General features: G+C 43.7%; 19 protein-coding genes. 12 read left to right on the forward strand and 7 right to left on the reverse strand.

Going from position 1 to position 24979, the window contains the following annotated elements; all coding sequences use genetic code 11:
• Positions 1-59 precede the first annotated feature (59 nt).
• On the reverse strand, positions 60-1337 hold the full coding sequence (locus tag L4C33_RS04725; RefSeq protein WP_428811299.1) for a multifunctional CCA addition/repair protein: 1278 nt from the start codon (positions 1335-1337) through the stop codon (positions 60-62).
• A gap of 48 nt (positions 1338-1385) precedes the next feature.
• On the opposite strand from L4C33_RS04725, the gene L4C33_RS04730 reads away from it, so the two are divergent.
• Together L4C33_RS04730 and L4C33_RS04735 are read left to right on the forward strand one after the other, a co-directional pair.
• Positions 1386-3041 (forward strand): ExeA family protein, encoded by a 1656-nt coding sequence (locus tag L4C33_RS04730; protein ID WP_428811300.1) that lies wholly within the window; start codon positions 1386-1388, stop codon positions 3039-3041.
• Entirely contained in the window at positions 3041-3940 is a 900-nt protein-coding gene (locus L4C33_RS04735; protein WP_428811301.1) for a general secretion pathway protein GspB, read from the forward strand. The genes L4C33_RS04730 and L4C33_RS04735 overlap by 1 nt, the downstream gene beginning before the upstream one ends.
• Before the next feature lie 108 nt (positions 3941-4048).
• Here the strand turns inward: L4C33_RS04735 and L4C33_RS04740 are convergent, their stop codons facing one another.
• The 3 genes from L4C33_RS04740 to L4C33_RS04750 form a co-directional block, all read right to left on the reverse strand.
• The gene (locus L4C33_RS04740; RefSeq protein ID WP_428811302.1) at positions 4049-4660 is read right to left on the reverse strand and encodes a TIGR04211 family SH3 domain-containing protein; all 612 of its coding nucleotides are present in this window, start codon (positions 4658-4660) and stop codon (positions 4049-4051) included.
• A 190-nt stretch (positions 4661-4850) separates the two neighbouring features.
• Entirely contained in the window at positions 4851-6113 is a 1263-nt protein-coding gene (locus L4C33_RS04745; RefSeq protein ID WP_428811303.1) for an inorganic phosphate transporter, read from the reverse strand.
• Between the two features lie 128 nt (positions 6114-6241).
• A complete protein-coding gene (locus L4C33_RS04750; RefSeq protein WP_029223984.1) occupies positions 6242-6922 on the reverse strand; it encodes a TIGR00153 family protein in 681 nt (226 codons plus the stop codon).
• A 208-nt stretch (positions 6923-7130) separates the two neighbouring features.
• Between L4C33_RS04750 and L4C33_RS04755 the strand changes: the two genes are divergently transcribed.
• A complete protein-coding gene (locus L4C33_RS04755) occupies positions 7131-8648 on the forward strand; it encodes a CYTH and CHAD domain-containing protein (protein ID WP_428811304.1) in 1518 nt (505 codons plus the stop codon).
• A gap of 37 nt (positions 8649-8685) precedes the next feature.
• Here L4C33_RS04755 and L4C33_RS04760 read toward each other — a convergent pair whose 3' ends face one another.
• Entirely contained in the window at positions 8686-9438 is a 753-nt protein-coding gene (locus L4C33_RS04760) for a potassium channel family protein (RefSeq protein WP_428811305.1), read from the reverse strand.
• 92 nt (positions 9439-9530) lie between these two features.
• On the opposite strand from L4C33_RS04760, the gene L4C33_RS04765 reads away from it, so the two are divergent.
• From L4C33_RS04765 to hldE, 3 genes are all read left to right on the forward strand, one after another.
• On the forward strand, positions 9531-10787 hold the full coding sequence (locus tag L4C33_RS04765) for a methyl-accepting chemotaxis protein (RefSeq protein WP_428811306.1): 1257 nt from the start codon (positions 9531-9533) through the stop codon (positions 10785-10787).
• 173 nt (positions 10788-10960) lie between these two features.
• Positions 10961-13810, forward strand: a complete 2850-nt coding sequence (gene glnE / locus L4C33_RS04770) for a bifunctional [glutamate--ammonia ligase]-adenylyl-L-tyrosine phosphorylase/[glutamate--ammonia-ligase] adenylyltransferase (protein WP_428811307.1) — start codon at positions 10961-10963, stop codon at positions 13808-13810.
• A 102-nt stretch (positions 13811-13912) separates the two neighbouring features.
• Positions 13913-15343 (forward strand): bifunctional D-glycero-beta-D-manno-heptose-7-phosphate kinase/D-glycero-beta-D-manno-heptose 1-phosphate adenylyltransferase HldE, encoded by a 1431-nt coding sequence (hldE, locus tag L4C33_RS04775; RefSeq protein WP_428811308.1) that lies wholly within the window; start codon positions 13913-13915, stop codon positions 15341-15343.
• Positions 15344-15419: 76 nt separating this feature from the next.
• Here hldE and tolC read toward each other — a convergent pair whose 3' ends face one another.
• The gene (gene tolC / locus L4C33_RS04780) at positions 15420-16742 is read right to left on the reverse strand and encodes an outer membrane channel protein TolC (protein WP_428811309.1); all 1323 of its coding nucleotides are present in this window, start codon (positions 16740-16742) and stop codon (positions 15420-15422) included.
• 228 nt (positions 16743-16970) lie between these two features.
• Here tolC and nudF point away from each other — a divergent pair, with 228 nt between their 5' ends.
• The 6 genes from nudF to parC all read left to right on the forward strand — a co-directional run bounded on the left by nudF (position 16971) and on the right by parC (position 23900).
• The gene (gene nudF, locus L4C33_RS04785; RefSeq protein WP_428811310.1) at positions 16971-17618 is read left to right on the forward strand and encodes an ADP-ribose diphosphatase; all 648 of its coding nucleotides are present in this window, start codon (positions 16971-16973) and stop codon (positions 17616-17618) included.
• A gap of 5 nt (positions 17619-17623) precedes the next feature.
• Positions 17624-18073, forward strand: coding sequence for a DUF1249 family protein (locus L4C33_RS04790; protein WP_428811311.1), 450 nt, complete (start codon positions 17624-17626; stop codon positions 18071-18073).
• Positions 18074-18110: 37 nt separating this feature from the next.
• Positions 18111-18935 (forward strand): 3',5'-cyclic-AMP phosphodiesterase, encoded by an 825-nt coding sequence (cpdA, locus tag L4C33_RS04795; protein ID WP_428811312.1) that lies wholly within the window; start codon positions 18111-18113, stop codon positions 18933-18935.
• 2 nt (positions 18936-18937) lie between these two features.
• On the forward strand, positions 18938-19525 hold the full coding sequence (gene yqiA, locus L4C33_RS04800) for an esterase YqiA (protein WP_428811313.1): 588 nt from the start codon (positions 18938-18940) through the stop codon (positions 19523-19525).
• A gap of 223 nt (positions 19526-19748) precedes the next feature.
• Entirely contained in the window at positions 19749-21629 is a 1881-nt protein-coding gene (gene parE / locus L4C33_RS04805; RefSeq protein WP_428811314.1) for a DNA topoisomerase IV subunit B, read from the forward strand.
• Positions 21630-21632: 3 nt separating this feature from the next.
• A complete protein-coding gene (gene parC / locus L4C33_RS04810; protein ID WP_428811315.1) occupies positions 21633-23900 on the forward strand; it encodes a DNA topoisomerase IV subunit A in 2268 nt (755 codons plus the stop codon).
• 74 nt (positions 23901-23974) lie between these two features.
• On the opposite strand, the gene degS is transcribed toward parC, so the two are convergent.
• A partial coding sequence (gene degS / locus L4C33_RS04815; protein WP_428811316.1) for an outer membrane-stress sensor serine endopeptidase DegS occupies positions 23975-24979 on the reverse strand: 1005 nt, incomplete at its 5' end.

Below are 24979 nucleotides of genomic sequence, written 5' to 3' on the forward strand. Positions count from 1 at the left end.
CACACCAAACGGGCTTTTTATTGATGCTTAAAAAATTGCTCACTTGAGCGTCATATCATTTAATGACGAATTGAGGTCAATACTAATTCGATCGCACCTACGCGACGTTTATCTTGCTCATCTCGAATATCTTTACCTTTGAATCCATCAGCTAAAATATCTTTCACTTCAATAGATAACGCAGCTTGATAGCACTCTTCGAACATTGGTTTTTGCGGGTAAGGGGCTGATTCAAGTCCTTTACGTCCGGCGTGATCTGCCTGGCAGCACAGCAGTACGTCATGTAACCGTTCAGGTTTTCGCCAAACATCCAGTTTATTGAGCACTTTCAAGTAAGTTGCTGATTTGAGTTCATTCGCACGATGGATGTTACTGTGTTGCTCGCAAACTAATAGTGCGAGTTCCTTGAACTCATTCGGAACTCGTACACGTTCACACAGCGCTTTTATGATCTTTATGCCTGTCTGACAATGCAATTTATGGCTAGGCCATTCCGATGGTGGTGTGACGCCTTTGCCTAAGTCATGAACTTGTGCTGCAAAACGTACAGGTAAAGAATCACTCAGCAGTGCTGCTTGTTGAGCAACCATCAAGGTGTGGATCCCGGTATCAACTTCCGGATGCCATTTTTCTGGCTGGGGTACACCAAATAGAGCCGCTAATTCGGGTAAAACCACCTCAAGCGCACCGCACTCATGAAGAGTGGAGATAAACACTTCAGGGTTCAAAGTACTCAGAGATTTATGCCACTCTTGCCACACTCTTTCTGCCGTCAGGTGAGAGAGTTCTCCCGAGTTTACTATTTCAGACATGAGCGTCATGGTTTCTGGCGCGACAGTAAACCCTAGGTGTTTTAGTTTGGCTGCAAAACGGGCTACGCGTAGAACACGGAGTGGGTCTTCAATAAAGGCGTCTGATACATGACGTAGGACACGATCATTGAGATCCTTTTGGCCATTGTATGGGTCGAATAGCTTACCTGAGTCATCTTGAGCGATGGCATTGATGGTAAGGTCTCGTCGCATCAAGTCTTCTTCAAGAGTGACGTCTGGAGCAAAGTGACATTCAAAACCAGTATAGCCAGAGCCTGACTTGCGCTCAGTTCGAGCGAGGGCATGTTCTTGCTTGGTTTTTGGGTGCAAGAATACAGGGAAGTCTTTGCCAACCGCAGTGAACCCAAGTTGCAACATTTTCTCAGGGGTGCTGCCTACAACGACCCAATCTTTGTCATAACTATTAATATCGAGCAGTTGATCGCGAACAGCCCCGCCTACTAAAAATATTTGCAATGTTTTACCTCGAAACTTTACTACCGTAGAGGTATCTCTACTGGACATTCTTATAAGCAATGGTACTTTCCCATAGTCATCATTATAGGATTGCTCATGTATAAGGAATATTTTGGCTTCGTCGAAATGCCATTTTCGATTGTACCAAATTCTCGCTATTTGTTTTTAAGTCAACGCCACCAAGAAGCGATGCAGAACTTGCAAGCTGGTTTGGGTGAAGGCGGCGGCTTCGCTATGCTGACTGGAGAAGTAGGCACAGGTAAAACAACCGTAGCAAAAGCTATGATGGCAGAGCTTGATGAGCAAACCATTGCTGGCCTTATCCTTAATCCTACTTTCTCAAGTTCAGATTTACTTGAAGCGATCTGTGATGAGTTTGAAATCGAGTACCCATATCAACCTAGCTTGAAAGAGTTGAATCAGGCTATTTATCAATACCTTTTAGATAAAAATGAGCAAGGTATTCAGACCTTATTGGTTATTGATGAAGCTCAGCACTTAGCCGCCGATGTACTAGAACAACTGAGATTACTGACAAATCTAGAAACCGATAATCGTAAATTATTGAAAGTGCTGCTTGTTGGGCAACCTGAATTGCAGCAACATTTGCAAACCACCCAGTTGCGTCAGCTCGCTCAGCGAATTACGGGCCGTTATCACCTGTTACCGTTAAACGCTTCAGAAACCCGACAGTACATCGACTTCAGGTTAGATACTGCTGGTGGCGCTGTTGGCCTTTTTTCTAACCGTTGTGTAAAGATCATTGCTCAGCAAACTCACGGTATTCCACGCCTTATAAACCTAGTTTGTGATAAAGCATTGCAGCTCAGCTTTCATGAAGGAAAAGCTAAGTTAGATACAGCTATTGTGGCTAGAGCATGCCAACAAGTTATGTCTTTTCAGGCTTCGGTTTATCAGACGGACTCACCATCTTCCTTATTTGGTTCCAAGAGTATCAGTTACGCTATCGCGGGTTGTTTGGGGCTAGGTATCGCGTTGGTAGGTTATTGGTCGATACCGCATTTTTTATCCGACTCTTCAACAAATCCAGTTGTGGTTCAATCCTCAGAGCAGCAACATTCTAACTATCAAACGTCTGCACCAAAGCTGGAAAAATCTCAACTAGACTCTTTCTCTGGGCTTTCTACACAAGCCGTTCAGTTTCTTGAGAATGCAAAGAGTAAAACGACTTCTGTTCAAAACTTATATCAATTATGGGGTTATCAACCCTCTATAAGAGATGGACTCTGTTTAACTGAGCCTCAAAGTATATTTGCCTGCGATAGTTCATATTCGACTTTATCTGAGCTCATTCAAAGGGATATGCCTGTTGTTATGCACCTAAACATTCAGGGGGAATCTTCCTACGTTGTACTTTATAGCGCGAATGACACAGAAGTCGAGCTGTTAGCTAATGGGCGTTTGCTGCGTTTGCCGCGCGAGCAAGTAGAGCATTTGTGGAAAGGCGAATACTACTCAATCTGGCAGCAACCTCTAAGGGAAACGCTGAAACAAGGCGTTCAAGGTGAAGCAGTGGTTATGCTGGATATTTTATTGTCAGAAGTACTTAATGAGAATGTGCTAGGTAATGATATTTATGATGGTGAAATTAAGTTGAAAGTAGAAGCTTTCCAGAGTTGGCAGGGAATGTCAGTTGATGGGATCGCGGGGCAAAACACATTAACGCGATTACAAAAGTTAGCTCAGCTTGATGCACCTAAATTACAACCGTTACTTGAGGAGAGTTACTAATGTCTCAAGTAATGAAAGCCCTAAGAAGAGGCGAGAAAGGTGCTTTGAACTCATCTTTATCTGGAATGTACTCTTTGCCACAACCAGCAATAAATCAGAGAAAGTCGGTTTCTATTATCACTATAGTGATGCTGATGACTCTGCCTGCTTTGGTTGCTGTTAGTACTCAGTTAGTCCCTTTACTTAAACCTGTGGCTAGTGAAGAGACAACTGTCATAGAAATGAACGTCAACGATTCTGCCTCACTGCAAGCTGCTTCGCAGATAGTGAAAGAGCAAGTTCGTAGTGCGCCAAGTTTTGGTGAGTTAAAGCCTTTAGTGCGTAAGGATAACTATCTTAGTGCGGTAGAAATTAAGAGTGAGCTTACAGCACCACCTAGTTTAACAAAAAGCTCACCAGAGGCTGTTCAGGTGAAGAGTAGTCAGCCTGATACTCCTACTATACAAACGGAAACCGCTAGCAATACGCTCTCTAATCAGGAGTCTTTGATTGGGGAAGCCTCAACCATAGAACCTTCAGGAAACGATAAAAATCTCGCTTTGAAGAATCTTGATATGAGTGAGTTTTCTCCTGAGCTAGCACTGACGATTGAATCTATCTTGCAAGGCTCTAATGATGGAGAGCCAGAGCCAAACGAAACACAGACTAGTGGTGGTGTATTAGATATCGAAAAAGATTCAGGCCAGTTACAAGGGTGGTTACCAAAACTTAATTTCCAAACTCACATGTATTCGAGTGACGACCGTAAGCGTTGGATTAAAGTGAATGATCAGGAAGTTAGTGCAGGTGAGTGGCTGAAAGAAGAGGTACAGATTTTAAGTATTTCCCCTCAGTTTGTAACGATAGAATATCAAGGTTTGAATATTAGAGTACCGGCGCTTTATGAATGGCAGGGCTAGCTTTGTCGCAATGAATGAGCGATAGCAGAAATGAAAAAGGCCACGTTAAGTGGCCTTTTTACTATTCGTCGTTTCTTACATAGCTTTTTAGTTATTCACTAATAAGTCTTACGCCCAGCCATTTGGAGCTTTTTTACGGCGAGGAATAATGTGTGGCAGGATCAGACCAAGTAGCAAGCCAATACCCGCAACACCGCCACCATACATAAAGTATTTAAGTAGCAGGTCATCTTTTTGCGTATCTAGCTTCGCACGTAGTTCACGGTTCTCTGTTTGAGAAGCAGTAAGCTGTTGGCTAATGTCACTGTAGTTTTGCTCTAGTTCAGCGATTTGCTTGTTACGAGAATCTAGTGAGCTCGCAAGGCCTGCTTTTTCGCTGTCTGCGCTTTGACGAGCATTTGCTAGCTTACTTTTTACTTCAACTAACTCTTTTTCAAGTTTAGGAAGACGAAGAGCCATGCTTTCAGTGCGGCTAACGAACTTTGTTTCTACCCAGCCTTTACGACCACGGGTATCAAGAACCTCACTGTAGCCAGTCTGTTTGTTGGCTTGCAGTAATTTGATTTTCTCGCCCGCATCTACGCTACCAATAATTCGGTAAGTGTTGTTTGGTCCAGAGTGCATGTAGGTAAATAGTTTATCGGCGATGTAACGGTCTTGAGCAAATGCTGCAGGAGCCGCTAGCATTGCGAATAAAACCATGCAGATCAGTTTTTTCACAGTAAATCCCTTAACGATTCTAATTGGGAGACGAAGAGTCAGCCTAGTTACCAAATAGTATTTAGTTTTTTTATTTGGTGCAACAAAGAAGGGAGGCTAAGCCTCCCTTTCTGTGCGTTCGAGTCAATAATGACATGGTCTTTACATATGAATGTGTCGACTCACATATTTTTGACTTAGTAGACTCTCACTAAAGAGTAAACATCGCTTGAATCATGTAGAAGAATACCACTGCAAGTAATGCACCTGCAGGTAGGGTTACAATCCACGAAGCAACGATGTTACGAACGACACCTAAGTTTAGAGCTGCAATACCACGAGCAAAACCAACACCTAATACAGCACCAACAAGTGTCTGTGTTGTAGAGATTGGAAGGCCAGTACCAGACGCAAGAACAACAGTACATGCTGTAGCAAGTTGAGCTGCGAAGCCACGGCTTGGTGTTAGTTCTGTAATACCAGTACCAACAGTAGCCATTACTTTATGACCCATAGTCGCAAGACCAACAACGATACCAATACCACCTAGTGGAAGAATCCACCATGCGATTGTGCTCTTACCTGAAATTTCACCCATGTGCTCAACTGTTGAAACAACCGCTGATAGTGGACCAATCGCGTTTGCAACGTCGTTTGAACCGTGTGCGAATGCCATTGCACAGGCTGTGATAACCATAAGTACGCTGAAGATACCTTCTACGCCAGCAAAACCGTGGTCTTCTTCGCGGTTAGCAAATTTCTTCTGGATGTACAGGTAACCGCCGATCATGACAACAGCAGAAACGCCTGCAGCCCAAACCCACGCTTCAGTGTTGCTTAAGTGAAGACCAACGTGCTTAAGGCCTTTCTTGATGGTTACAAGTGCGATTACCATTGTAGTAATGAACATGTATACCGGTACAAAGCGTTTCGCATTGAATAGCGGGTTTTCTGTATCGAATATCAGTCGTTGCGCACTAACAAATATTAGATAGGCGAAGATACCGGAAATCAACGGTGTGACAATCCAACTTCCCACAATGCCTTGAACACTGTTCCAGTCTACTGCTTCAGTACCTACTGACACACAAGCAAAACCGATGATTGCACCGATGATTGAGTGAGTCGTTGATACAGGCCAGCCCATATATGACGCTAGAAGTAGCCATGTACCAGCCGCTAGTAGCGCAGACATCATGCCGTACACAAGTACGTCAGGTTGGTCTGCAAACAGAGATGTTTCGATAACACCTTTACGGATCGTGTCAGTTACTTCGCCGCCCGCAAGATAAGCACCTGCGAATTCAAAGATCATCGCGATAATGATCGCTTGTTTTACGGTTAGAGCTTTAGAGCCTACTGAGGTGCCCATTGCGTTCGCAACGTCATTTGCACCAATACCAATAGCCATCAAGAAACCGAAAGCTGCTGCAACAATAATCAGGACAGTGCCGTAGTTAGCAAGGATATCCATCGTAATACCTAGTTGTTTGATAACAAGCGGAACAAATTTAGACGCAAAAAACCGCTCAGCGAGAGAAATACTCAACGCATAAGTGGTTTGGTTAAAAAGTGCTCTTCGTTATATGGTTAACGTATGATTTAAGATCGAGAAAGCATAACTTCAAGACGAGCGCCTACACGCTGTGCTTGATCTGCAATGCCACCGACCCATTCAAGAATCTTGTATAAGAACATGATATCAACTGGATTCAGACCGTCTTCGATTGCCATTAATTGTTGGCGTAGTTCGATCTGCATCGCATCCGTGTCATCTTCAATTACATCTAATTGATGAATCATTTCAGCAACGAGTGTTACTTCACGGCCTTTAAAGCCCGTTTCAAGTAATTCGTCTAGTTCATTGATTACGTTTTGTGCTTGGTTCGCTGCATCTAGACAACGTTTAACGTAAGCGATGAAGTTTTCTTGCATTGGAGCAGGAATGACAAGTTGACGACCATATACACGGCCAGCAATGTCTTTCGCTAGGTTTGCTAGTTTGTCTTGTTGCGTTAATAGCTCCAACATATCGGTGCGATCAACTGGCATAAACAAACCGCGAGGAAGCTTAAGGCGGATTTCACGTTTAAGAACGTCAGCTTCTTTCTCAAGGTGAGAAATTTGAGCTCGAATTTCAGAAGCCTTTTCCCAGTCACCTTTTGAACTTACTTCAAAAAAGTTAACTAAGTGAGAGCAACATTCATTTACGCACACTACGTGGCGCTGCAAAGGCTTAATTGGGGACTTTGCAAATAACCCCATAATTGTATTTACTGGCATGGTCATCCAACCTAATAAATAATAACCTTGAAACAACATACACCATTATTCAAGGTGAAATGTTAAGCGATGGCTACAAAGTCGCGCATGTTAACCCAATCAATCTCTCATTAAAACTGTTTTAGATCATCATTACGGCGATATTTCTTTCTTGCCCGTATAGGAAATTGGCAATATCCTGTTCCTATCTTCACTGAAAGGCATAACTATGGAAACCGAGATAGAACTTAAGTTTTTTGTTTCTCCTGATTTTTCAGAGACTTTACGCAATAAAATTGCTGAAACTAAAGTCCTTCAGCACAGTTGTCGTGAGCTAGGTAACATCTATTTTGATACCCCTGATAACTGGCTACGTAAGCACGATACTGGCTTACGCATTCGACGTTTTGATGACGTATTTGTACAAACGGTAAAAACCGCTGGTCGAGTTGTGGCTGGCCTACACCAAAGACCGGAATACAACGCTGAACATAATAGCAATGAGCCTGATCTCTCACTTCACCCAGCCGATATTTGGCCTGAGGGGAAAGATGTAGCGACAGTACAGTCTGAGTTATATCCGCTATTTTCGACTAACTTTACTCGTGAACAATGGTTGATTGGTATGCCTGATGGTAGCCAAATTGAAGTTGCTTTCGACCAAGGTTTTGTTATCTCGGGTGACAAACAAGATCCTATCTGTGAAGTTGAACTCGAACTTAAATCTGGCCAAGCTGACGCACTCTTTACTCTGTCTCGTCAATTCAGTGATGAAGGTGGTATGCGCTTAGGTAATCTTAGCAAAGCCGCTAAAGGTTATCGACTTGCACAAGGTTATACTGGCGATGAAGTTAAAGAGCTTTCATTAGTAAAGACAGATCGTTCTGACACTGTTGAATCGTGCTTTATTCAATCACTAGAGCATGCATTGTCGCATTGGCATCGGCATGAGCAAATTTTCACGGAGCGTCAGTCTATTGAAGCTTTGCATGAAATTAGCCACGCGATTAGCTTCATTCGTCAAACCTTTACCATCTATGGTGGCATTGTACCAAGACGAGCAAGTGCGATATTACGCCAAGAACTTAAGTGGTTAGAGCAAGAGTTAATGTGGCTTAAAAGCTACGACTACCTTGAAGACCTACTGGAAGATAAAGGCCATGTATTACGTAAATTGGATGCGCGTAAGTTTTTAGTCGGTGAGCTAAAGGAGCTACAAGCTAAGCTTCCAGAACGTGAAGAGTTACTAACTTTGCTGAGCTCTGCTCGCTATACAGGTTTACTACTAGATTTGAGTCGTTGGATTCTATCCCGAGGATGGCAGCCTTTCTTAGATGATAAAGCGCGTGAACAAATGGCTCGCGGAATTGAGTGGTTTTCAGTTAAGCAGTTGGATCGAACGTGGGCTGWGTTAATGGAAGCTTTTCCACCTGAGCGCATTATGTCGAGTGACGCGTATGTCGAACAGCAATATCGATTAATGCGGAACTTGTATTCTGGAGTGGGTTTTGCCAGCCTGTACGATGCTGAAGAGCGTAATAGCTTCCGTCTACCTTGGGCTGATTTGATTCAGGGGATTGATGATCTGTTAATGCTGCGAACTCTTTCGCCACTAACCGATAAGTTGGAAGGTGATGAGAAAGACCAATTAGAACGTTGGTTGGCTCGCCAAGAAGTATCAATACTGCACGCTATGGAACAAACTCGCCAAATTAGTATTGAAGTTGAGCCATATTGGCAAGACTAACAGCTAAAGAATTTTAGAAATAGAGCTCATTGGAGCTCTATTTTTTTGTCTTGGATTCGAGGGCGTCGAGCCTTTCTATAATCTTCTGTTGCTGCTCTATTATCTGTAGGAGCAGCCTTTCTTTGTTTTCAGAGCGTTGGTCTTGCTGCTTGGTAGGCGAAGTGATCAACGAAGTGATTAGCCCCGAGATCATACCGAATATCCCGACACCACAAATGATCACCACGGAAGCGAGTAGTTTTCCTGCCATTGTTACTGGATAATGGTCACCATAACCGACCGTCGAAATCGTCACAAATGCCCACCACAAAGCATCTTGAGCAGTAGTAATGTTGGCGTTTGGAGCATCACTTTCAATGACTAATACACTTCCTGCACCAATCGTCAGTAAAACCACAAGTAATAAAATGATGGATGCCAAGGTGGCTTCTTTACGGTTTCTCAAAAGCTGGTCGAAAATGAACTTGCTCGATCGAATAACCAAAACAACACGCAAAATATGAAAAATACGCGCATAGCGTAGTGGCTCGATCATCGGAATGCTGGCAACAAAATCTATCCAATGAATTTTTAAAAACTGCGAGCGATTTGGTGATCTTATAAGATCGACCGTGAGCTGGAAAAGAAAAATGCYACAGATAATAAAATCTAAGCCGATAAGTACTTGTCGAGATTCTTGATCTATTGGTGCGAACAATAAGCCAGAGATCACAAATAACGCTAAGAAAGAGAGTATTAGTGACATTAAGCTCATTGGCTTAGTAATGACTTTGGTATCATTGAAATTCATACGAAGCTCGAAATAAATAGCGAAGCTCTGAGATTGCGAGATCGCAGCTAGTATTAAAACCTTAATATATAAGACTTACTGGAGAACTGACAATGACAAAACTGGCATTTAAGCCGTGGGAAAGGATTATCTCTGATATTCGTCTCGTTCCTAAAATGATCATGTTAATGGTATTCAGCACGATTTTGATAATCGCTAAGCAGTTGTGGGATGCAAGCACATTCCATGGCGCTTTATTATCAGCAACGAATGATGCGGTTGTTGCTCAGCAGCATTACGAAGCTTACCTAGTCCAAGTTGCTTGGCAAACAGCGGTCATGATTGTTGTTTTTGTTGTCCTACTACTTGCTGCTGCAAGAGTGATGCTGCGCCAAACCCAGTACCTGAGTGAGTCGATCAAGTGTATGGCAAGTAAAGATCTTTCTGTGCCAATTGGTATGGACTGTAAAGATGAGTACGGTGATGTCGCGCGTGAACTAGAAAAGACGCGAGTTCAACTCCACGACATGATTTCAATGCAGGTAGCATCGTCAGAAGAGCTTTCGACATTAACCGAAGTCATGACTTTGAGCATGTCTGAAACGAAAGAATCTGCTCAAGAAGAGTTTCAAGAGATTGACCAACTGGCGACAGCTATGAGTGAGATGACCTCGACTGTTCAAACCGTTGCTGAGCATGCTCAAAATGCATCGGCGCTGACAGAACAAGCTTCTGGTAAGGCGGGAACAGGTCAACGTTTTGTACAAGGTACGGTCACTAAGATGAGCGAACTATCGACTGATATCTCGGCATCGGCAGCAGCGGTGAACCAAGTTGAAGAGCGTGTTGATTCAATTGGTAGTGTTGTTGGTACTATCCAAGGCATTTCTGAGCAAACTAACTTGTTAGCACTGAATGCAGCGATTGAAGCTGCACGTGCTGGTGAAGCTGGCCGCGGTTTTGCTGTGGTTGCTGATGAAGTACGTAACCTAGCGCAACGTACTCAACAAGCCACTGTTGAAATTCAAGAAATGATCAGCCACCTACAGAGTAGCGCTAACTCAGCGGTAGAGCTGATGGAAAAGAGCGTTGTCGAAGCCGCGGAAGGTGTAGAGCTTGTGACTAACGCAGGAAGCGAACTCGATGGCATTGTTGACCAAGTGAATCAGATCAATGACATGAACTTCCAGATAGCAACAGCAGCAGGTCAACAAAGCAGTGTCGCTGAAGAGATGAACCAAAACCTAACTAATGTACGAGAGCTTGTTCAAGCTTCAGTTGTGGTGGTTGGTGAACTATTAGAAACGTCTGAAATCATGCAAAACAATGCTGAAGAGCTAGACGGTAAGATTAAATCTTTCAAAATTTAGTGCTTTTCTACGGGTCTATTGTCCGTAAGGATTATCGTTCCATGAGTGTTTAAGATAGTTAGCGCCCACAAACTTATTTGTGGGCGTTTTTTATTGGCTCAAGTTTGATATAAATGAGCCTAGATATAGTGAACTGAGTGCTTGGTGCATCTCAGTTAATACAAGGAATAATCATGCAGTTACCACAAGAACTTACTTCTTATTCTCAATCGTCACTCGACCATTTGCTTGAGCATCAGGCTGAATCGATAACGCAATGGTCTTCACCAGTACGTGAGCAGCTGGATTACGTTTTGGGTTTAAGTTCGTTTGTGAGTGATTGCTTACAGCGTGACAGTGAACTGTGTCAGCAGCTTCCTGAAATGCTAAAAGAAGAGAGTCGTTCAGAAAATTACCGCCAGCGCCTCGCGAGCTTACTTGGTGAGTGTAGTGATGAAATGAGCGGTCAGCGTGTGCTACGTAAATTCCGCAACCGTGAAATGACCTATATCGCCTGGCGTGATTTTACAGCCAGTTGGCCGTTAGAGCAGAGCCTAGAACACTTATCTATGCTCGCGGAAGCTATGATCTTCGAAACTTACCAATGGCAATACGATGCATGCTGTAAGGAGTGGGGTACGCCATGTAATAGTGATGGTGTTGCTCAACCGATGCTGGTTATTGGTATGGGAAAGCTCGGTGGTGGTGAACTGAATTTTTCTTCTGATATCGATCTTATTTTTACTTACCCAGAAAATGGCGAGACTCAAGGTGCGAGACGAAGCATTGCGAACGCGCAATTTTTCACGCGTTTAGGGCAACGAATAATCAAAGCGTTAGACCAACAAACGTTTGATGGTTTCTGTTATAGAGTCGACATGCGTTTGCGTCCATTTGGAGAGAGTGGCCCGTTAGTCATGAGCTACGCAGCTCTGGAAGATTATTACCAAGAACAAGGCCGTGACTGGGAACGCTACGCCATGGTGAAGGCACGCGTGATGGGTAGTGAAATGTACCCTGAATATCAGGAGCTTCGCCAAATGCTGCGCCCTTTTGTTTTCCGTCGCTATATCGATTTCAGTGCCATTCAATCATTGCGTCGTATGAAATCGATGATCAGCAGTGAAGTGCGCCGTCGAGGCTTATCTAACAACATCAAACTTGGTCCTGGTGGCATTCGTGAAATTGAGTTTATAGCCCAGGTATTCCAGCTTATTCGCGGTGGCCGTGAGCCAAGTTTGCGTGGACGAGGTTTACAAGAAACCTTATCTGCTATTGATACTCTTAAACTGCTAGAAAGTGATGAAGTCGGGCATTTACAGTCTGCGTATCGATTCTTACGCCGCTTAGAAAACTTATTGCAAGCAATGGGTGATAAGCAAACCCAGACTTTGCCAGATGGTGAGCAAGAACAGTTACAACTGGCGGTTGCTATGGGGTTCCTGAAGTGGGACGAACTAGTAGAAAGTACTCGCCAACATATGGAAGCGGTACACGTTATCTTTGAAGACCTTATTGGTGTTGATGACGAAGATGCGACTCCTGTGGAAAGCCACTTTGCTGAGCTGTGGGATATGGTACATTCGCCCGAAGTACTTCAGGATGTTCTGGAAAATGATATCCAGGCTGACAACCCTGAAGAGGTGGTAAAAACCATCATTCAATTTAAAACCGATCTGGCGAAGAAAACGCTAGGCCCACGTGGCCGTGAAGTCCTTAATCGCCTTATGCCTAAAGTCTTTCAGGCGTTATACACGAATAAAGATTCTAAATTCGGTCTAACTCGCGTACTACATTTATTGCATCGTATCGTAACTCGAACCACTTACCTTGAGCTACTTGATGAACACCCAGCAGCTTTGACTCAGTTAGTACGTTTATGTACTGCAAGCCCGATGATTTCTGAGCAGCTTGGCCGCTATCCAATTCTCCTTGATGAGCTTATCGATCCTCAACAGCTATATAACCCAGTGCCACTGGAGTCGTATAAAACAGAGCTGCGTGATTATTTAGCGAGAATTCCAGAAGACGACATGGAGCAGCAGATGGAAGGTCTGCGCCAATTTAAACAGACGTGTATTTTACGTATCGCTGCGGCTGATATCGCTGGCGTGCTACCTGTAATGAAAGTGAGTGACCACTTAACTTACCTTGCTGAAGCGATTGTAGAGGCAGGTGTGAACCAAGCCTGGTTGCAGGTGTCTGAAAAGTTCGGTGAACCGACCCATGTAAAAGATCGTGAAGGTCGTGGTTTTGCTGTTGTAGGTTACGGAAAAGTGGGTGGCTGGGAGTTAGGCTATAACTCCGACCTCGATATTGTGTTTATGCATGACTGTCCAGTTCATATAAACACTGATGGCAAAAAAGAGATTGATGGTCGCCAGTTCTATTTAAGGTTGGCGCAGCGGATCATCCATATATTCTCGACTCGTACGGCCTCGGGCATTTTGTATGAAGTTGATACTCGTTTACGTCCGTCTGGAGCGTCAGGTTTGTTGGTTAGCCCAACGGATGCATTTGATGAATATCAGCATCAAGATGCATGGACATGGGAGCATCAAGCCTTAACTCGCGCTCGCATGATCTATGGTGATGAACCATTGGCGGCTGCTTTCAATAAAACGCGACATGAAGTGCTTTGTTTAGATCGTGATGAAGAAAAGCTAAAGAAAGATGTGGTTGATATGCGTGAGAAAATGCGTGACCACTTAGGTGGTAAAAAACCGGGGCGCTTCATGTTGAAGCAAGATGCTGGGGGCATTACCGATGTTGAATTCTTAGCGCAGTACCTTGTTCTTAGATTTAGTAAAGAGAAACCTAAGCTGACTCGCTGGTGTGACAATGTACGCGTGTTTGAGTCGATGCTTTCTCAGGGCATAATGTCTGAAGAACAGGCGCAAGTTCTTACTCATGCCTATACGACCCTGCGTGATGATATTCATCATCGAAATTTACTGAACTTAGATGCGGATGTCGCAGACGATAAGTTTAAAGCAGAAAGAGAGCACGTGATTGCTGCATGGCAGCAGTGGATGATGAGTTAGTTTTAACTGGCTTTACGTGTAACTTTATCAAATTTTTCTATGGTTTAGCCGCTGTAATCAGTGTGCTAAACTCTATCCAGATTCGATTTTTGGAGATCCATAATGAAACCAATTCTACCTGACTACAGCCAATCAGGCGTTCTTATTGTCGGTGATGTTATGTTAGACCGTTACTGGCACGGTCCAACAGGACGTATCTCACCAGAAGCTCCTGTTCCAGTTGTTAAAGTAGAAAATAACGAAGAGCGTCCAGGTGGTGCAGCTAACGTGGCAATGAACATCGCTTCATTGGGCGGCCATGCTCATATCGTTGGTTTAACAGGGATGGATGAACCCGCTAAGGTTCTAACGGAAACATTAAGCGCATTGAAAGTTAAATGTGACTTTGTGGCACTGCCTGAATACCCAACCATTACTAAACTACGTGTAATGAGCCGTGGTCAGCAGTTACTTCGTTTGGACTTTGAAGACAAGTTTGAAAATACAGATCCAGACTTAGTTCTTTCTCGCATGGAACAGGCGTTACCGAACGTTAAGTCGGTTGTTTTGTCTGATTACGCAAAAGGTGCTTTAGAGCATGTTCAAAGCTTTATTCAAAAAGCGCGTGCTGCAAATGTCCCAGTATTTATTGACCCAAAGGGTGCTGATTTCGAACGTTACCGCGGTGCGACACTGCTAACGCCAAATATGGCTGAGTTCGAATTGGTTGCTGGTAAGATCAAATCTGAAGATGAATTGATCGAAAAGGGCTTAAAACTGATCGAAGAATTCGATTTTGAGGCGTTACTCGTGACTCGTAGTGAGCACGGCATGACACTGCTACGTAAAGGCCAAGAACCTTTCCACCTGCCAACACAAGCAAAAGAAGTGTATGACGTAACGGGTGCTGGCGATACGGTTATCTCTGTACTGGCGGCTTCGGTTGCTGCCGGCAAACCACTTGATGAAGCGTGTGCGTTAGCAAATGCAGCAGCAGGTGTTGTTGTTGGTAAACTGGGTACTTCAACGCTTTCTACCATTGAACTTGCTGAAGCTATTCATGGTAGCCAAGACACCGACTTTGGTGTTATTTCTGAATCTGCATTGGTTGAAGCGGTAAAACGTGCGCGTGCAAAAGGCGAAAAAGTTGTTATGACTAACGGCTGTTTCGACATCCTACACGCCGGACATGTTTCTTATATGAATCATGCAGCTGAACTTGGCGATCGTTTGATTGTTGCTGTAAATACAGATGAGTCAGTGAAACGCTTGAAAGGCCCTGGTCGTCCTGTTAATCCGACTGATCGCCGTATGGCGGTATTGGCTGGTTTAGGCGCGGTTGACTGGGTTGTTCCCTTTGATGAAGATACGCCACAGCGTTTGATCTCTGAAGTATTACCGAGCTTGCTGGTTAAAGGCGGCGATTACAAACCAGAAGAAATTGCTGGTGGTAAAGAGGTAATTGCAGCTGGTGGTGAAGTAAAAGTACTAAACTTTGAAGATGGTTGTTCAACGACAGAAATCATTGAAGCGATTAAAGGCGGCCGAGGCTAACCTTTACGAAGTATTTGATAATAAAAATGCCGCTCACTGAGCGGCATTTTTGTATCTGTAAACTAGCAAATAGCTATTAGCTTGCTGGTCTAAGACCTGCGTTTACGTCCATGATGTCCTGTTCGCTCAGTGTACCCACTGCTTGGCGAAGTTGTAGAACACTTAGAATGTAGTTGTAACGAGCATCAGATAGGTTCTTGTTCGCATCATATAGACGGCGAGTTGAATCAAGAACGTCAACGATAGTACGAGTACCTACATCAAAACCAGCTTCCGTTGCTTCTAGTGCTGACTGTGCAGAAACTACAGACTGCTCATAAGCGCGTAGAGCACCGATAGATGCGCTGATGTTGTTGTTAAATGCACGAACGTCTTTCACTACGCTACGGTAAACTTCTTCTAATTCTTCACTCGCTGCTACGTAGTTGTATTCAGCTTGCTTGGTTAGAGAGGTTGTATTACCACCCGTATATAGAGGAACAACTAAGTTCAAACCAATGTTCAGGTTGTCTTGATCGTAGTCGCTAGTGCTGTTTGATTGATCTGCTAGTGAGTAGCTACCATCTAAAGTTAAGCTTGGTAGGTGACCTGAGCTAGCTAATGAAATGTTGTCTTTCGCTACATCTTGAGAAATACGAGAAGCCAGTAAGCTTAAGTTTTTCTGTTGAGCTTGTTCAACAAGTGCTGACGCTGATTCAGAAGATTTGCTTGCAGAGAAACGGTCAGTGTCTAGAACACTTAAATTTGAATGCTCTTGTCCTGTGATCTCGCGAAGACCTTCGTAGTTGTTCACTAGCGTGTTTTCAGCAAGAACTTCGTCGGCAAGTACGCCATCGTACTGAGCTTGTGCATCATGTACGTCAGTAATCGCTGATAGACCTACTTCAAAACGTTGTTTAGTTTGCTCTAGTTGACGAGCAACTGCTGCTTTTTCGGCGCGAACGAATTCAAGGTTATCTTGAGCTTTCAATACGTCGAAGTACGCCTGAGCAACACGAAGGATTAACCCTTGTTGAACGGCTGCGTAAGCTGAGTCAGCTTGACGAGCGGTTTTCTCAGAAGTTTCTAGAGTGATCCATGAAGAGCGTTGATAAAGCTCTTGTGAAAACCCGATAGCAGCACCCCAGTTGTTGTTATCGACACTAGTGCTACCTGAGCCCGCGGTATCACGGTCACCACGGTTTATATCATAGTTCGCTGTTAAGTTGATTTGTGGTAACAAATCACTGCGACTAGACGTCACTGCTTCAAAAGCGGCATCACGTTGCGCTGCTGAACGTAGAAGTTGTGGATCGTTTTGTTTTGCTTGGTCATAAACTTCAGCTAGCGTATCAGCAAATGCCGATGAACTCAGGCTGCCGATTGCTGCACTGATAAATAGTGGAAGCAGTTTTTTCATTTTCCTATTCCTGCCTTATAAAAGAAGGTTTAACCTCAAGAGTTTAACTCAAGTTGGTGGTAAATCACTCGAAACTTTGCACTTTTTTACACTTAACTGTCCACTTGTGCAATAAATAAATTTCATTACTTAACTTAATTAGTAAGTTTTGTATAAAAAGTTGAAGCATATCCTTGGTAGTTAAGTGCCACAGTGAGTAAACTATAAGATCACTTAGTGAGGTATCGAATGCAACAGTCTGACAGCAAGCAACAAGATTTTACTCCCGAAGATGTGGAAATTATCTCAAAAGAGACACTATTTAGCGGTTTTTTTAAAATGGTTAAATACCGATTCAAGCATAGACGCTTCGAAGGTGGCTGGAGCCAACCTGTCGATAGGGAAATGTTTGAGCGTGGTCATGCTGCTGCAATACTTCCTTACGATCCTATTCGAGACGAAGTTGTCATTATAGAACAAATTCGCGTGGGCGCTTTGGAGCATACTAATCCATGGCAGCTTGAGATAGTCGCAGGGATCATAGATACCGATGAATCAGCAGAAGACGTTGCACGCCGAGAGACACTAGAAGAAGCTGGATTAGAAGTGGGAGAGGTTCTTCCTATTACTTCATATTATCCTTCTTCAGGAGGGTGCTCTGAAAAGTTGGATGTATTTGTAGGCTGTGTAGATGCTTCGAAAGCGGGCGGTGTACACGGCCTTGACTATGAAGACGAAGACATTCGAGTACAGGTCTTGAGCCGAGAGCAAGCATACCAATACGTAAAAGATGGTAAGTTTGAAAACGGCGCTAGCATCATTGCACTACAGTGGTTAGAGCTGAACCATCAAGAGTTGCGCTCAAGTTGGGTAGCGCAGTTAAACGAAGAAGAGTAGAGGATATGCCAAACGTAGCCGCTAAAAAACCATACCACGTCGACTTAGCAGAGTTGATGAGAGTGTATGAAACAAACTATGCAAAATTGAACGCATTGTTGCCGGTTGCGCACGAGGTTGGCGATGTTCGCTGTTACCAAGCCGTTAATCTGATGTATCAATTGAAAGTGAAAGAAGTCACAAAATACACCACTTTAATCGACATATGTCAGAGTGACGAGCTACCAGTATTTCCTTTACCTGAAATGTCTGTCAGGCTGTATCACGACGCTCGAGTAGCAGAAGTGTGCGCAAGTGGACATATTTCACGAGTAAAGGCGCGCTACGATTATCCAAACGCAAAACTTATGCAGAAAGATGAGAAATCTCAACTCAATAAGTTTTTGGGCGAATGGTTAACTTTTTGTTTAAAAAATGGCATTAGCCGAGCTCCAGTCTCATTCTCAAACGACTAGGAAAGTCTTAACAAAGAACGTATTTAGGTTTGTTATTTTGAAATTATCACACACTTCAAAATCTGAATTTGACAGTATTAAGCTGTTACAAATAACGGACACGCATTTGTTCGCGCCAGACAATGGCAGTTTGTTAAGTATTAATACTCAAGACAGCTTTCATGCTGTCGTTGATGCGATCCTTGAGCAAGGCGTAGACTATGAAGCTATCCTAGCAACGGGCGACATATCTCAAGATCACTCACCAGAGTCATATCAGAAATTTGAATCCGGTATCCAGCCTTTAGAGCAACCTTGCTATTGGTTACCTGGAAATCATGATTATAAGCCAAGTATGAGCAGCGTTTTGCCTTCTACTCAAATCCAGTGTGTTGAGCATGTGGTTTTAGGGAAACACTGGCAAATGATCATGTTAGATTCACAAGTTGTCGGTGTACCTCACGGGCGATTAAGCGATCACCAATTGTCTTTGCTTAGTGAGAAACTGGCAGAAAATCCGAATTTACATACATTAGTATTGCTGCATCACCACCCATTGTTGGTTGGTAGTGCTTGGTTAGATCAACATTCATTGAAAGACTCAGAACAGTTTTGGGACATCGTTAGCCAGCATTCTAATGTTCGTGGCATTTTATGCGGACACGTTCATCAAGATATGAATCGGATGCACCTTGGCGCTAAGGTTATGGCGACACCATCTACCTGTGTTCAGTTTAAGCCTAACTCGGATGACTTTGCTTTAGATACTCTGTCTCCAGGTTGGCGAGAATTAGAGTTGAAAGCCGATGGCTCTATTGGTACAGAAGTTAAGCGATTGACTTGCGGACGTTTTTCTCCAGACTTTAACGCTGAAGGCTACTAATTATGGCAGCTAAGCCATCACTACTACTTTATATTCATGGTTTTAACAGTTCTTCCCAATCGCACAAAGCGAATGTGATATTTGATTACTGCCAGCAGCAGCGACCAGATATAAAAGTTATTAGACCCCAGTTACCTAGTTTTCCTCAGCAAGCTGCCGAGTATTTGAAATCTATTGTTGAGCAGTACCAAGATGAGTATCAAATTGGCTTAGTGGGCAGCTCATTAGGTGGTTATTTGTCGACTTGGTTAAACAACCAGTTTGGTTTTAAAGCTGTTGTTGTTAACCCTGCGGTTAAGCCGTTCGAGTTATTGGTGGGCTACTTGGGAGAGCAGACGAACCCTTATACCCACGAAACGTATACGTTAGAACATAAACACATCGATGAGCTAAAAGCTTTAGAAGTTAAAGAGCTTAAGCAGCCGTTGGACTTCTGGTTATTACAGCAAACCGAAGACGAAGTTCTCGATTTTCAGCAAGCCGTCGATAAGTACCAAGGTGGCAAGCAAACGGTTGAGCAAGGTGGTGATCACAGCTTTATAGACTTTGAGCGTTACCCTCAACAAATCTTATCTTTTTTAGAGCTCTAAGTTCAGAACGTCAATTTTGAATGATAATTCGCCTATCAGTTGGGGAAATATCATAGTTTGACGCCATACTTTTTGAACGGGCTTGACATAACTAGCCAGCTTCCAGACTATATTCCCCAATACTTTCGCTAGTTCGCTTGGTGGTGATGGTTCATCACATAAGTACAGGTGTCTACTACCTGATGCAGCGAGCTAATGCAATTTTTTGAGTAAACTCCGTATTATGACTGAACAATATAATGCAAAAGACCTTGAGGTTCTTGAAGGTCTCGACCCGGTGCGACACCGCCCTGGTATGTATACAGAGACAGAAAGGCCAAACCATCTTGCCCAAGAAGTCATTGATAACTCCGTAGATGAAGCTCTAGCTGGACATGCAAAGAAGATTAAAGTCGTTCTGCATGCTGATCAATCGCTAGAAGTAACGGATGACGGCCGTGGTATGCCGGTAGATATCCACCCTGAAAAAGGGATCTCAGGTGTTGAGCTGATTCTAACGAAGCTCCACTCTGGCGGTAAGTTCTCAAACAACAACTATAAGTTTTCTGGTGGTTTACACGGGGTAGGTATCTCGGTAGTAAACGCACTTTCTAAGCGTGTTGAAGTGACGGTTCGTCGTGAAGGGCAAGTGCATGAAATTGCTTTAGAAGGCGGCCATGCCGTGACTGAACTTACCGTTACAGGTACTTGTGGTCATCGAAATAGCGGTACTTCTGTTCACTTTTGGCCTGATCCAAAATACTTCGATAGCTCTAAGTTTTCTGTTCTACGTCTTATCAATAACCTACGCGCAAAAGCGGTACTTTGCCCTGGTTTAGAAATCACATTTATCGACAAAGTCGGTGGTGAAGAGCATAAATGGTTCTATGAGGATGGTCTAAAAGACTACCTTGCCGAAGGCGTAAAAGGTTACACCTTACTGCCTGAAGACCCGTATGTGGGCGAGTTTGTTGCTGAAACTGAAATGGCGAACTGGGCGATTATTTGGCAGCCTGAAGGCGGTGAGATGATCACTGAAAGTTACGTGAACTTAGTACCGACCAAGCAAGGTGGTACTCACGTAAATGGCCTACGCCAAGGTCTATTAGATGCAATGCGTGAGTTCTGTGAATTCCGCAACTTATTACCACGTGGCGTTAAGCTAACGGGTGATGACATTTTCGACCGCTGCTCTTACGTTCTTTCTGTGAAGATGCAAGATCCGCAATTTGCTGGCCAAACGAAAGAGCGCTTATCTTCTCGTCAAACTGCTGCGTTTGTTTCTGGTGTGGTTAAAGATGCTTTCAGCCTTTGGTTGAATGAAAAACCTCAGCTAGCAGAATTACTTGCAGAGGCGTGTATTGCTAATGCCCATCGCCGTATGCGAGCAAGCAAAAAGGTAGTACGTAAAAAGATTGCTTCTGGCCCTGCGCTACCAGGTAAATTGACTGATTGTTCAGTTCAAGATTTAAGCCGAACCGAAATTTTCTTCGTGGAAGGGGACTCGGCTGGCGGTTCTGCGAAACAAGCTCGTGATCGTGAGTTCCAAGCGGTAATGCCACTGCGTGGTAAAATCTTGAATACTTGGGAAGTTTCTGCTGACCAAGTTTTGGCATCTCAAGAGGTTCATGATATCTCGGTTGCTTTGGGCATTGATCCCGACAACGATGACCTTTCAGGTTTACGTTACGGTAAGATTTGTATTCTTGCCGATGCGGACTCGGATGGTCTGCACATTGCTACCTTGTTGTGTGCTTTATTTACTCGTCACTTCAGCGCTCTTGTAGAAGCCGGTCATATCTATGTTGCTATGCCGCCACTGTATCGTATCGATTGTGGTAAAGAGGTGTTTTACGCTCTGGACGATGATGAAAAAGATGGCGTGCTTGAGCGTCTATCTAAGAAGAAAGCCAAAATCAACGTACAACGATTCAAAGGTCTGGGTGAAATGAACCCACTTCAACTTCGTGAAACGACCATGGATCCAAACACTCGTCGCCTTGTTCAGCTAACCATTGATGACAACGAAGCAACTCTCGAGATGATGGACATGCTGCTAGGTAAGAAACGCGCTGATGATCGCCGTGCATGGCTACAAAATAACGGTGATATGGCCGAGGTATAATGGATGTCTAACGAAATTACATATGATGGCGTTGAACAATTGCCAATGCGCAAGTTCACCGAAGATGCCTATTTAAATTACTCAATGTACGTGATCATGGATCGTGCATTGCCATATATTGGAGATGGCTTAAAGCCAGTACAGCGTCGTATCATTTACGCGATGTCTGAGCTTGGTTTATCTGCAGCATCAAAATACAAAAAATCGGCACGTACTGTTGGTGACGTTTTAGGTAAGTATCACCCACACGGTGACTCTGCTTGTTACGAAGCAATGGTGTTGATGGCTCAACCCTTCTCTTACCGTTATCCATTAGTTGATGGTCAAGGTAACTGGGGGGCGCCGGATGATCCTAAGTCATTTGCGGCAATGCGTTATACGGAAGCAAAATTGTCTAAGTTTGCTGAAGTACTACTTGGTGAATTAGGCCAAGGTACAGTTGAGTGGCAACCAAACTTTGATGGCACGATGAAAGAGCCACAAATGTTGCCAGCGCGTCTACCTCATATTCTACTGAACGGTATTACAGGTATCGCAGTTGGTATGGCAACGGACATTCCACCACATAACGTGCGTGAAATCGCTGAAGCAACTATTAAGCTGATTGATAGCCCGAAAGCTGAACTTGCAGATGTGATGGAGCATGTTCAAGGGCCGGATTACCCAACAGAAGCTGAGATTATCTCGCCTAAGTCTGATATTGAAAAAATTTACCGCACAGGTAAAGGCAGTATCAAGATGCGTGCTGTATGGCACAAAGAAGGCTCTGATATCGTAATCACCGCTTTGCCACACCAAGTATCGGGTGCGAAATTATTAGAACAGATTGCTAACCAAATGCGCGCTAAGAAGCTGCCAATGGTTGACGATCTGCGTGACGAGTCGGATCATGAGAACCCAACACGTATTGTGATTGTTCCTCGTTCGAACCGTATTGATTGTGACCAATTGATGAGTCACTTATTTGCCTCTACTGATCTTGAAAAGAACTTCCGTGTAAACTTGAACATGATTGGCTTAGACAATCGTCCTCAAGTGAAAGGCTTAGTTCAGATCCTAAAAGAGTGGATCGAGTTCCGTCGCACGACTGTTCGCCGTCGTCTACAGTACCGCCTAGATAAAGTGCTAGCACGTTTACACATCTTAGAAGGTCTGCTTGCTGCGTACCTTAATATTGATGAAGTTATCGAGATTATTCGTACAGAAGACGAACCATGTCCTGTACTGATGAGCCGCTTCAATATTACAGAGATACAAGCCAATGCAATCTTAGACATTAAACTTCGTAACTTAGCTAAGTTAGAAGAGTTTAAGATTCGAGCTGAGCAAGAAGAGCTTGAAGCTGAGCGCGAGAAGCTAGAGAAGTTACTTGGTTCTGAGCGTCGTTTGAATACTTTGCTGAAGAAAGAGATTCAAGCTGATGCTGAGAAGTACGGTGATGATCGTCGTTCACCATTGATCGAACGTTCAGAAGCCAAAGCACTGACAGAGCGTGATTTAGTACCAAGTGAACCTATTACCGTGGTTCTATCTGAAAAGGGTTGGATTCGTCATGCTAAAGGACATGAAGTGGATGCTGAAGGGCTAAACTACAAGTCTGGCGATAAATTCTTAGCAAGTACTCGTGGTAAGAGTAATCAGCAAGCGGTATTCCTTGGTAGTGATGGTCGAAGCTACTCACTTGAGTCTCATTCATTACCATCTGCACGTAGCCAAGGTGAGCCAATTACAGGCCGCTTGAATATTAGTGCGGGCAGTTCTATTCGCCAGGTTGTTATGGGTGAAGATGATCAGCTGTGGCTGGTGGGTTCTGATGCGGGCTATGGTTTTGTATGTAAAGGCACAGATCTTCTATCGAAGAACAAGAGCGGTAAAGCGCTTGTGAATTTACCTCAAGCTGCTGAAGTGATGATGCCTAGTCCTATCGCGGATCTAGAAACTAATGAAATCTTAGCGATTACCAACCAAGGAAGAATGCTTCTGTTCCCAATTAAGGATCTTCCTCAATTGAGTAAAGGTAAGGGCAATAAGATCATTAATATCCCTTCTGCGAAGGCTAAAGAGCGTGAAGAGTTTGTTTCTCACTTGATGGCTATTCCACAAGGTGCAACTTTAACTTTGTATGCCGGTAAGCGTAAACTTGGCTTGAAACCAGCCGACTTGGATAATTTCCGTGGTGAACGTGGTCGCCGAGGTGGTTTATTACCACGTGGTTTGCAGCGAGTCACTGAGATAGAAATTGATTCAAAAGACGATAATTCACAAGACTAGAGTGAATTAGGATAAATAAAAACCAGCGTAAGCTGGTTTTTTTGTATTTGTCATAAGTAGAATAAATCGGAGGCCTAGCGGATATCTTCTGTGATAGTGACTTCTAATGTCATGTTTTTCCCGTTACGAAGAACCTCAATGCCAACAGTTGTACCAGGACGAAGGTCAGTAACAATATCCATCACGCTTTGTCTGCCAGTTATGGTTTGACCATCAATACTTAAGATAATATCTTGTGCTTCAAAGCCTGCATCAGCAGCGGGACCATTCGGGTCTATGCCCAGAACAACTATCCCACCAATATTTTTATTGCCTAATAGACGTGATGTAACAGAGTTAATGTCTTGTCCATCGATACCAATGTAGCCACGGATCACACGGCCATCAGCAATGATCTTTTGCATGATCTTATCGGCTAGTGGGTATGGGATTGCGAAAGAGATGCCGTACGTATCCATATCTGTCGCTTGTTGGAAAGAAGCGGTATTAATGCCAACCAATTCACCTTGTGTATTGACTAATGCGCCACCTGAGTTGCCTTCATTGATTGCAGCATCGGTTTGGATGAAGGCTTGGTAACCGTCTGCGCTGATTGAGGAGCGCCCTGTAGCTGAAATAATACCAAAGGTTGTGGTTTGCCCTAAGTTGTATGGGTTGCCGATTGCTAGAACAACATCACCAACATTGGCTTGGTAATTTTGATTTAGTGGGATCACAGGCAAGCTGTCGCCTTCCACTCTTAATATAGCAATATCAGTTCGTTTATCGGTACCAACTAGCTGCGCAGCTGCAATTCGGCCATCTTGTAGTGCCACGACTATTTGGTCTGCCTGAGCGACAACGTGATAGTTAGTGATGATATAGCCTTTCTCACTGACAATAACACCAGAACCAAGTCCTTGTGTAGATAGCTTACTACGATCACTTTCAACGTACTTACGGCTATAAATGTTAACAACAGCAGGCGCTGCTTTTCTAACTGCTTGGTTAAATGAGATCTGAAGTGAACTTATATCACTAACTTGATTCTCAATAACTTGTGGAACGATAGCTGGTCTCAGGTTAGGGAAAGCTATAAG

It is taken from the genome of Vibrio makurazakiensis (genome assembly GCF_050337375.1).
GTDB lineage: Bacteria > Pseudomonadota > Gammaproteobacteria > Enterobacterales > Vibrionaceae > Vibrio > Vibrio makurazakiensis.

Bases quoted from the DNA above. Each gene is read 5' to 3' on its own strand.
- parE (WP_428811314.1), top strand. From the start codon at position 19,749: ATGACTGAACAATATAATGCAAAAGACCTTGAGGTTCTTGAAGGTCTC.
- L4C33_RS04745 (WP_428811303.1), bottom strand. From the start codon at position 6,113: ATGGATATCCTTGCTAACTACGGCACTGTCCTGATTATTGTTGCAGCA.
- L4C33_RS04750 (WP_029223984.1), bottom strand. From the start codon at position 6,922: ATGCCAGTAAATACAATTATGGGGTTATTTGCAAAGTCCCCAATTAAG.
- nudF (WP_428811310.1), top strand. From the start codon at position 16,971: ATGCAACAGTCTGACAGCAAGCAACAAGATTTTACTCCCGAAGATGTG.
- parC (WP_428811315.1), top strand. From the start codon at position 21,633: ATGTCTAACGAAATTACATATGATGGCGTTGAACAATTGCCAATGCGC.
- tolC (WP_428811309.1), bottom strand. From the start codon at position 16,742: ATGAAAAAACTGCTTCCACTATTTATCAGTGCAGCAATCGGCAGCCTG.
- L4C33_RS04735 (WP_428811301.1), top strand. From the start codon at position 3,041: ATGTCTCAAGTAATGAAAGCCCTAAGAAGAGGCGAGAAAGGTGCTTTG.
- L4C33_RS04765 (WP_428811306.1), top strand. From the start codon at position 9,531: ATGACAAAACTGGCATTTAAGCCGTGGGAAAGGATTATCTCTGATATT.
- L4C33_RS04790 (WP_428811311.1), top strand. From the start codon at position 17,624: ATGCCAAACGTAGCCGCTAAAAAACCATACCACGTCGACTTAGCAGAG.
- glnE (WP_428811307.1), top strand. From the start codon at position 10,961: ATGCAGTTACCACAAGAACTTACTTCTTATTCTCAATCGTCACTCGAC.
- yqiA (WP_428811313.1), top strand. From the start codon at position 18,938: ATGGCAGCTAAGCCATCACTACTACTTTATATTCATGGTTTTAACAGT.
- L4C33_RS04730 (WP_428811300.1), top strand. From the start codon at position 1,386: ATGTATAAGGAATATTTTGGCTTCGTCGAAATGCCATTTTCGATTGTA.
- hldE (WP_428811308.1), top strand. From the start codon at position 13,913: ATGAAACCAATTCTACCTGACTACAGCCAATCAGGCGTTCTTATTGTC.
- L4C33_RS04725 (WP_428811299.1), bottom strand. From the start codon at position 1,337: ATGTCCAGTAGAGATACCTCTACGGTAGTAAAGTTTCGAGGTAAAACA.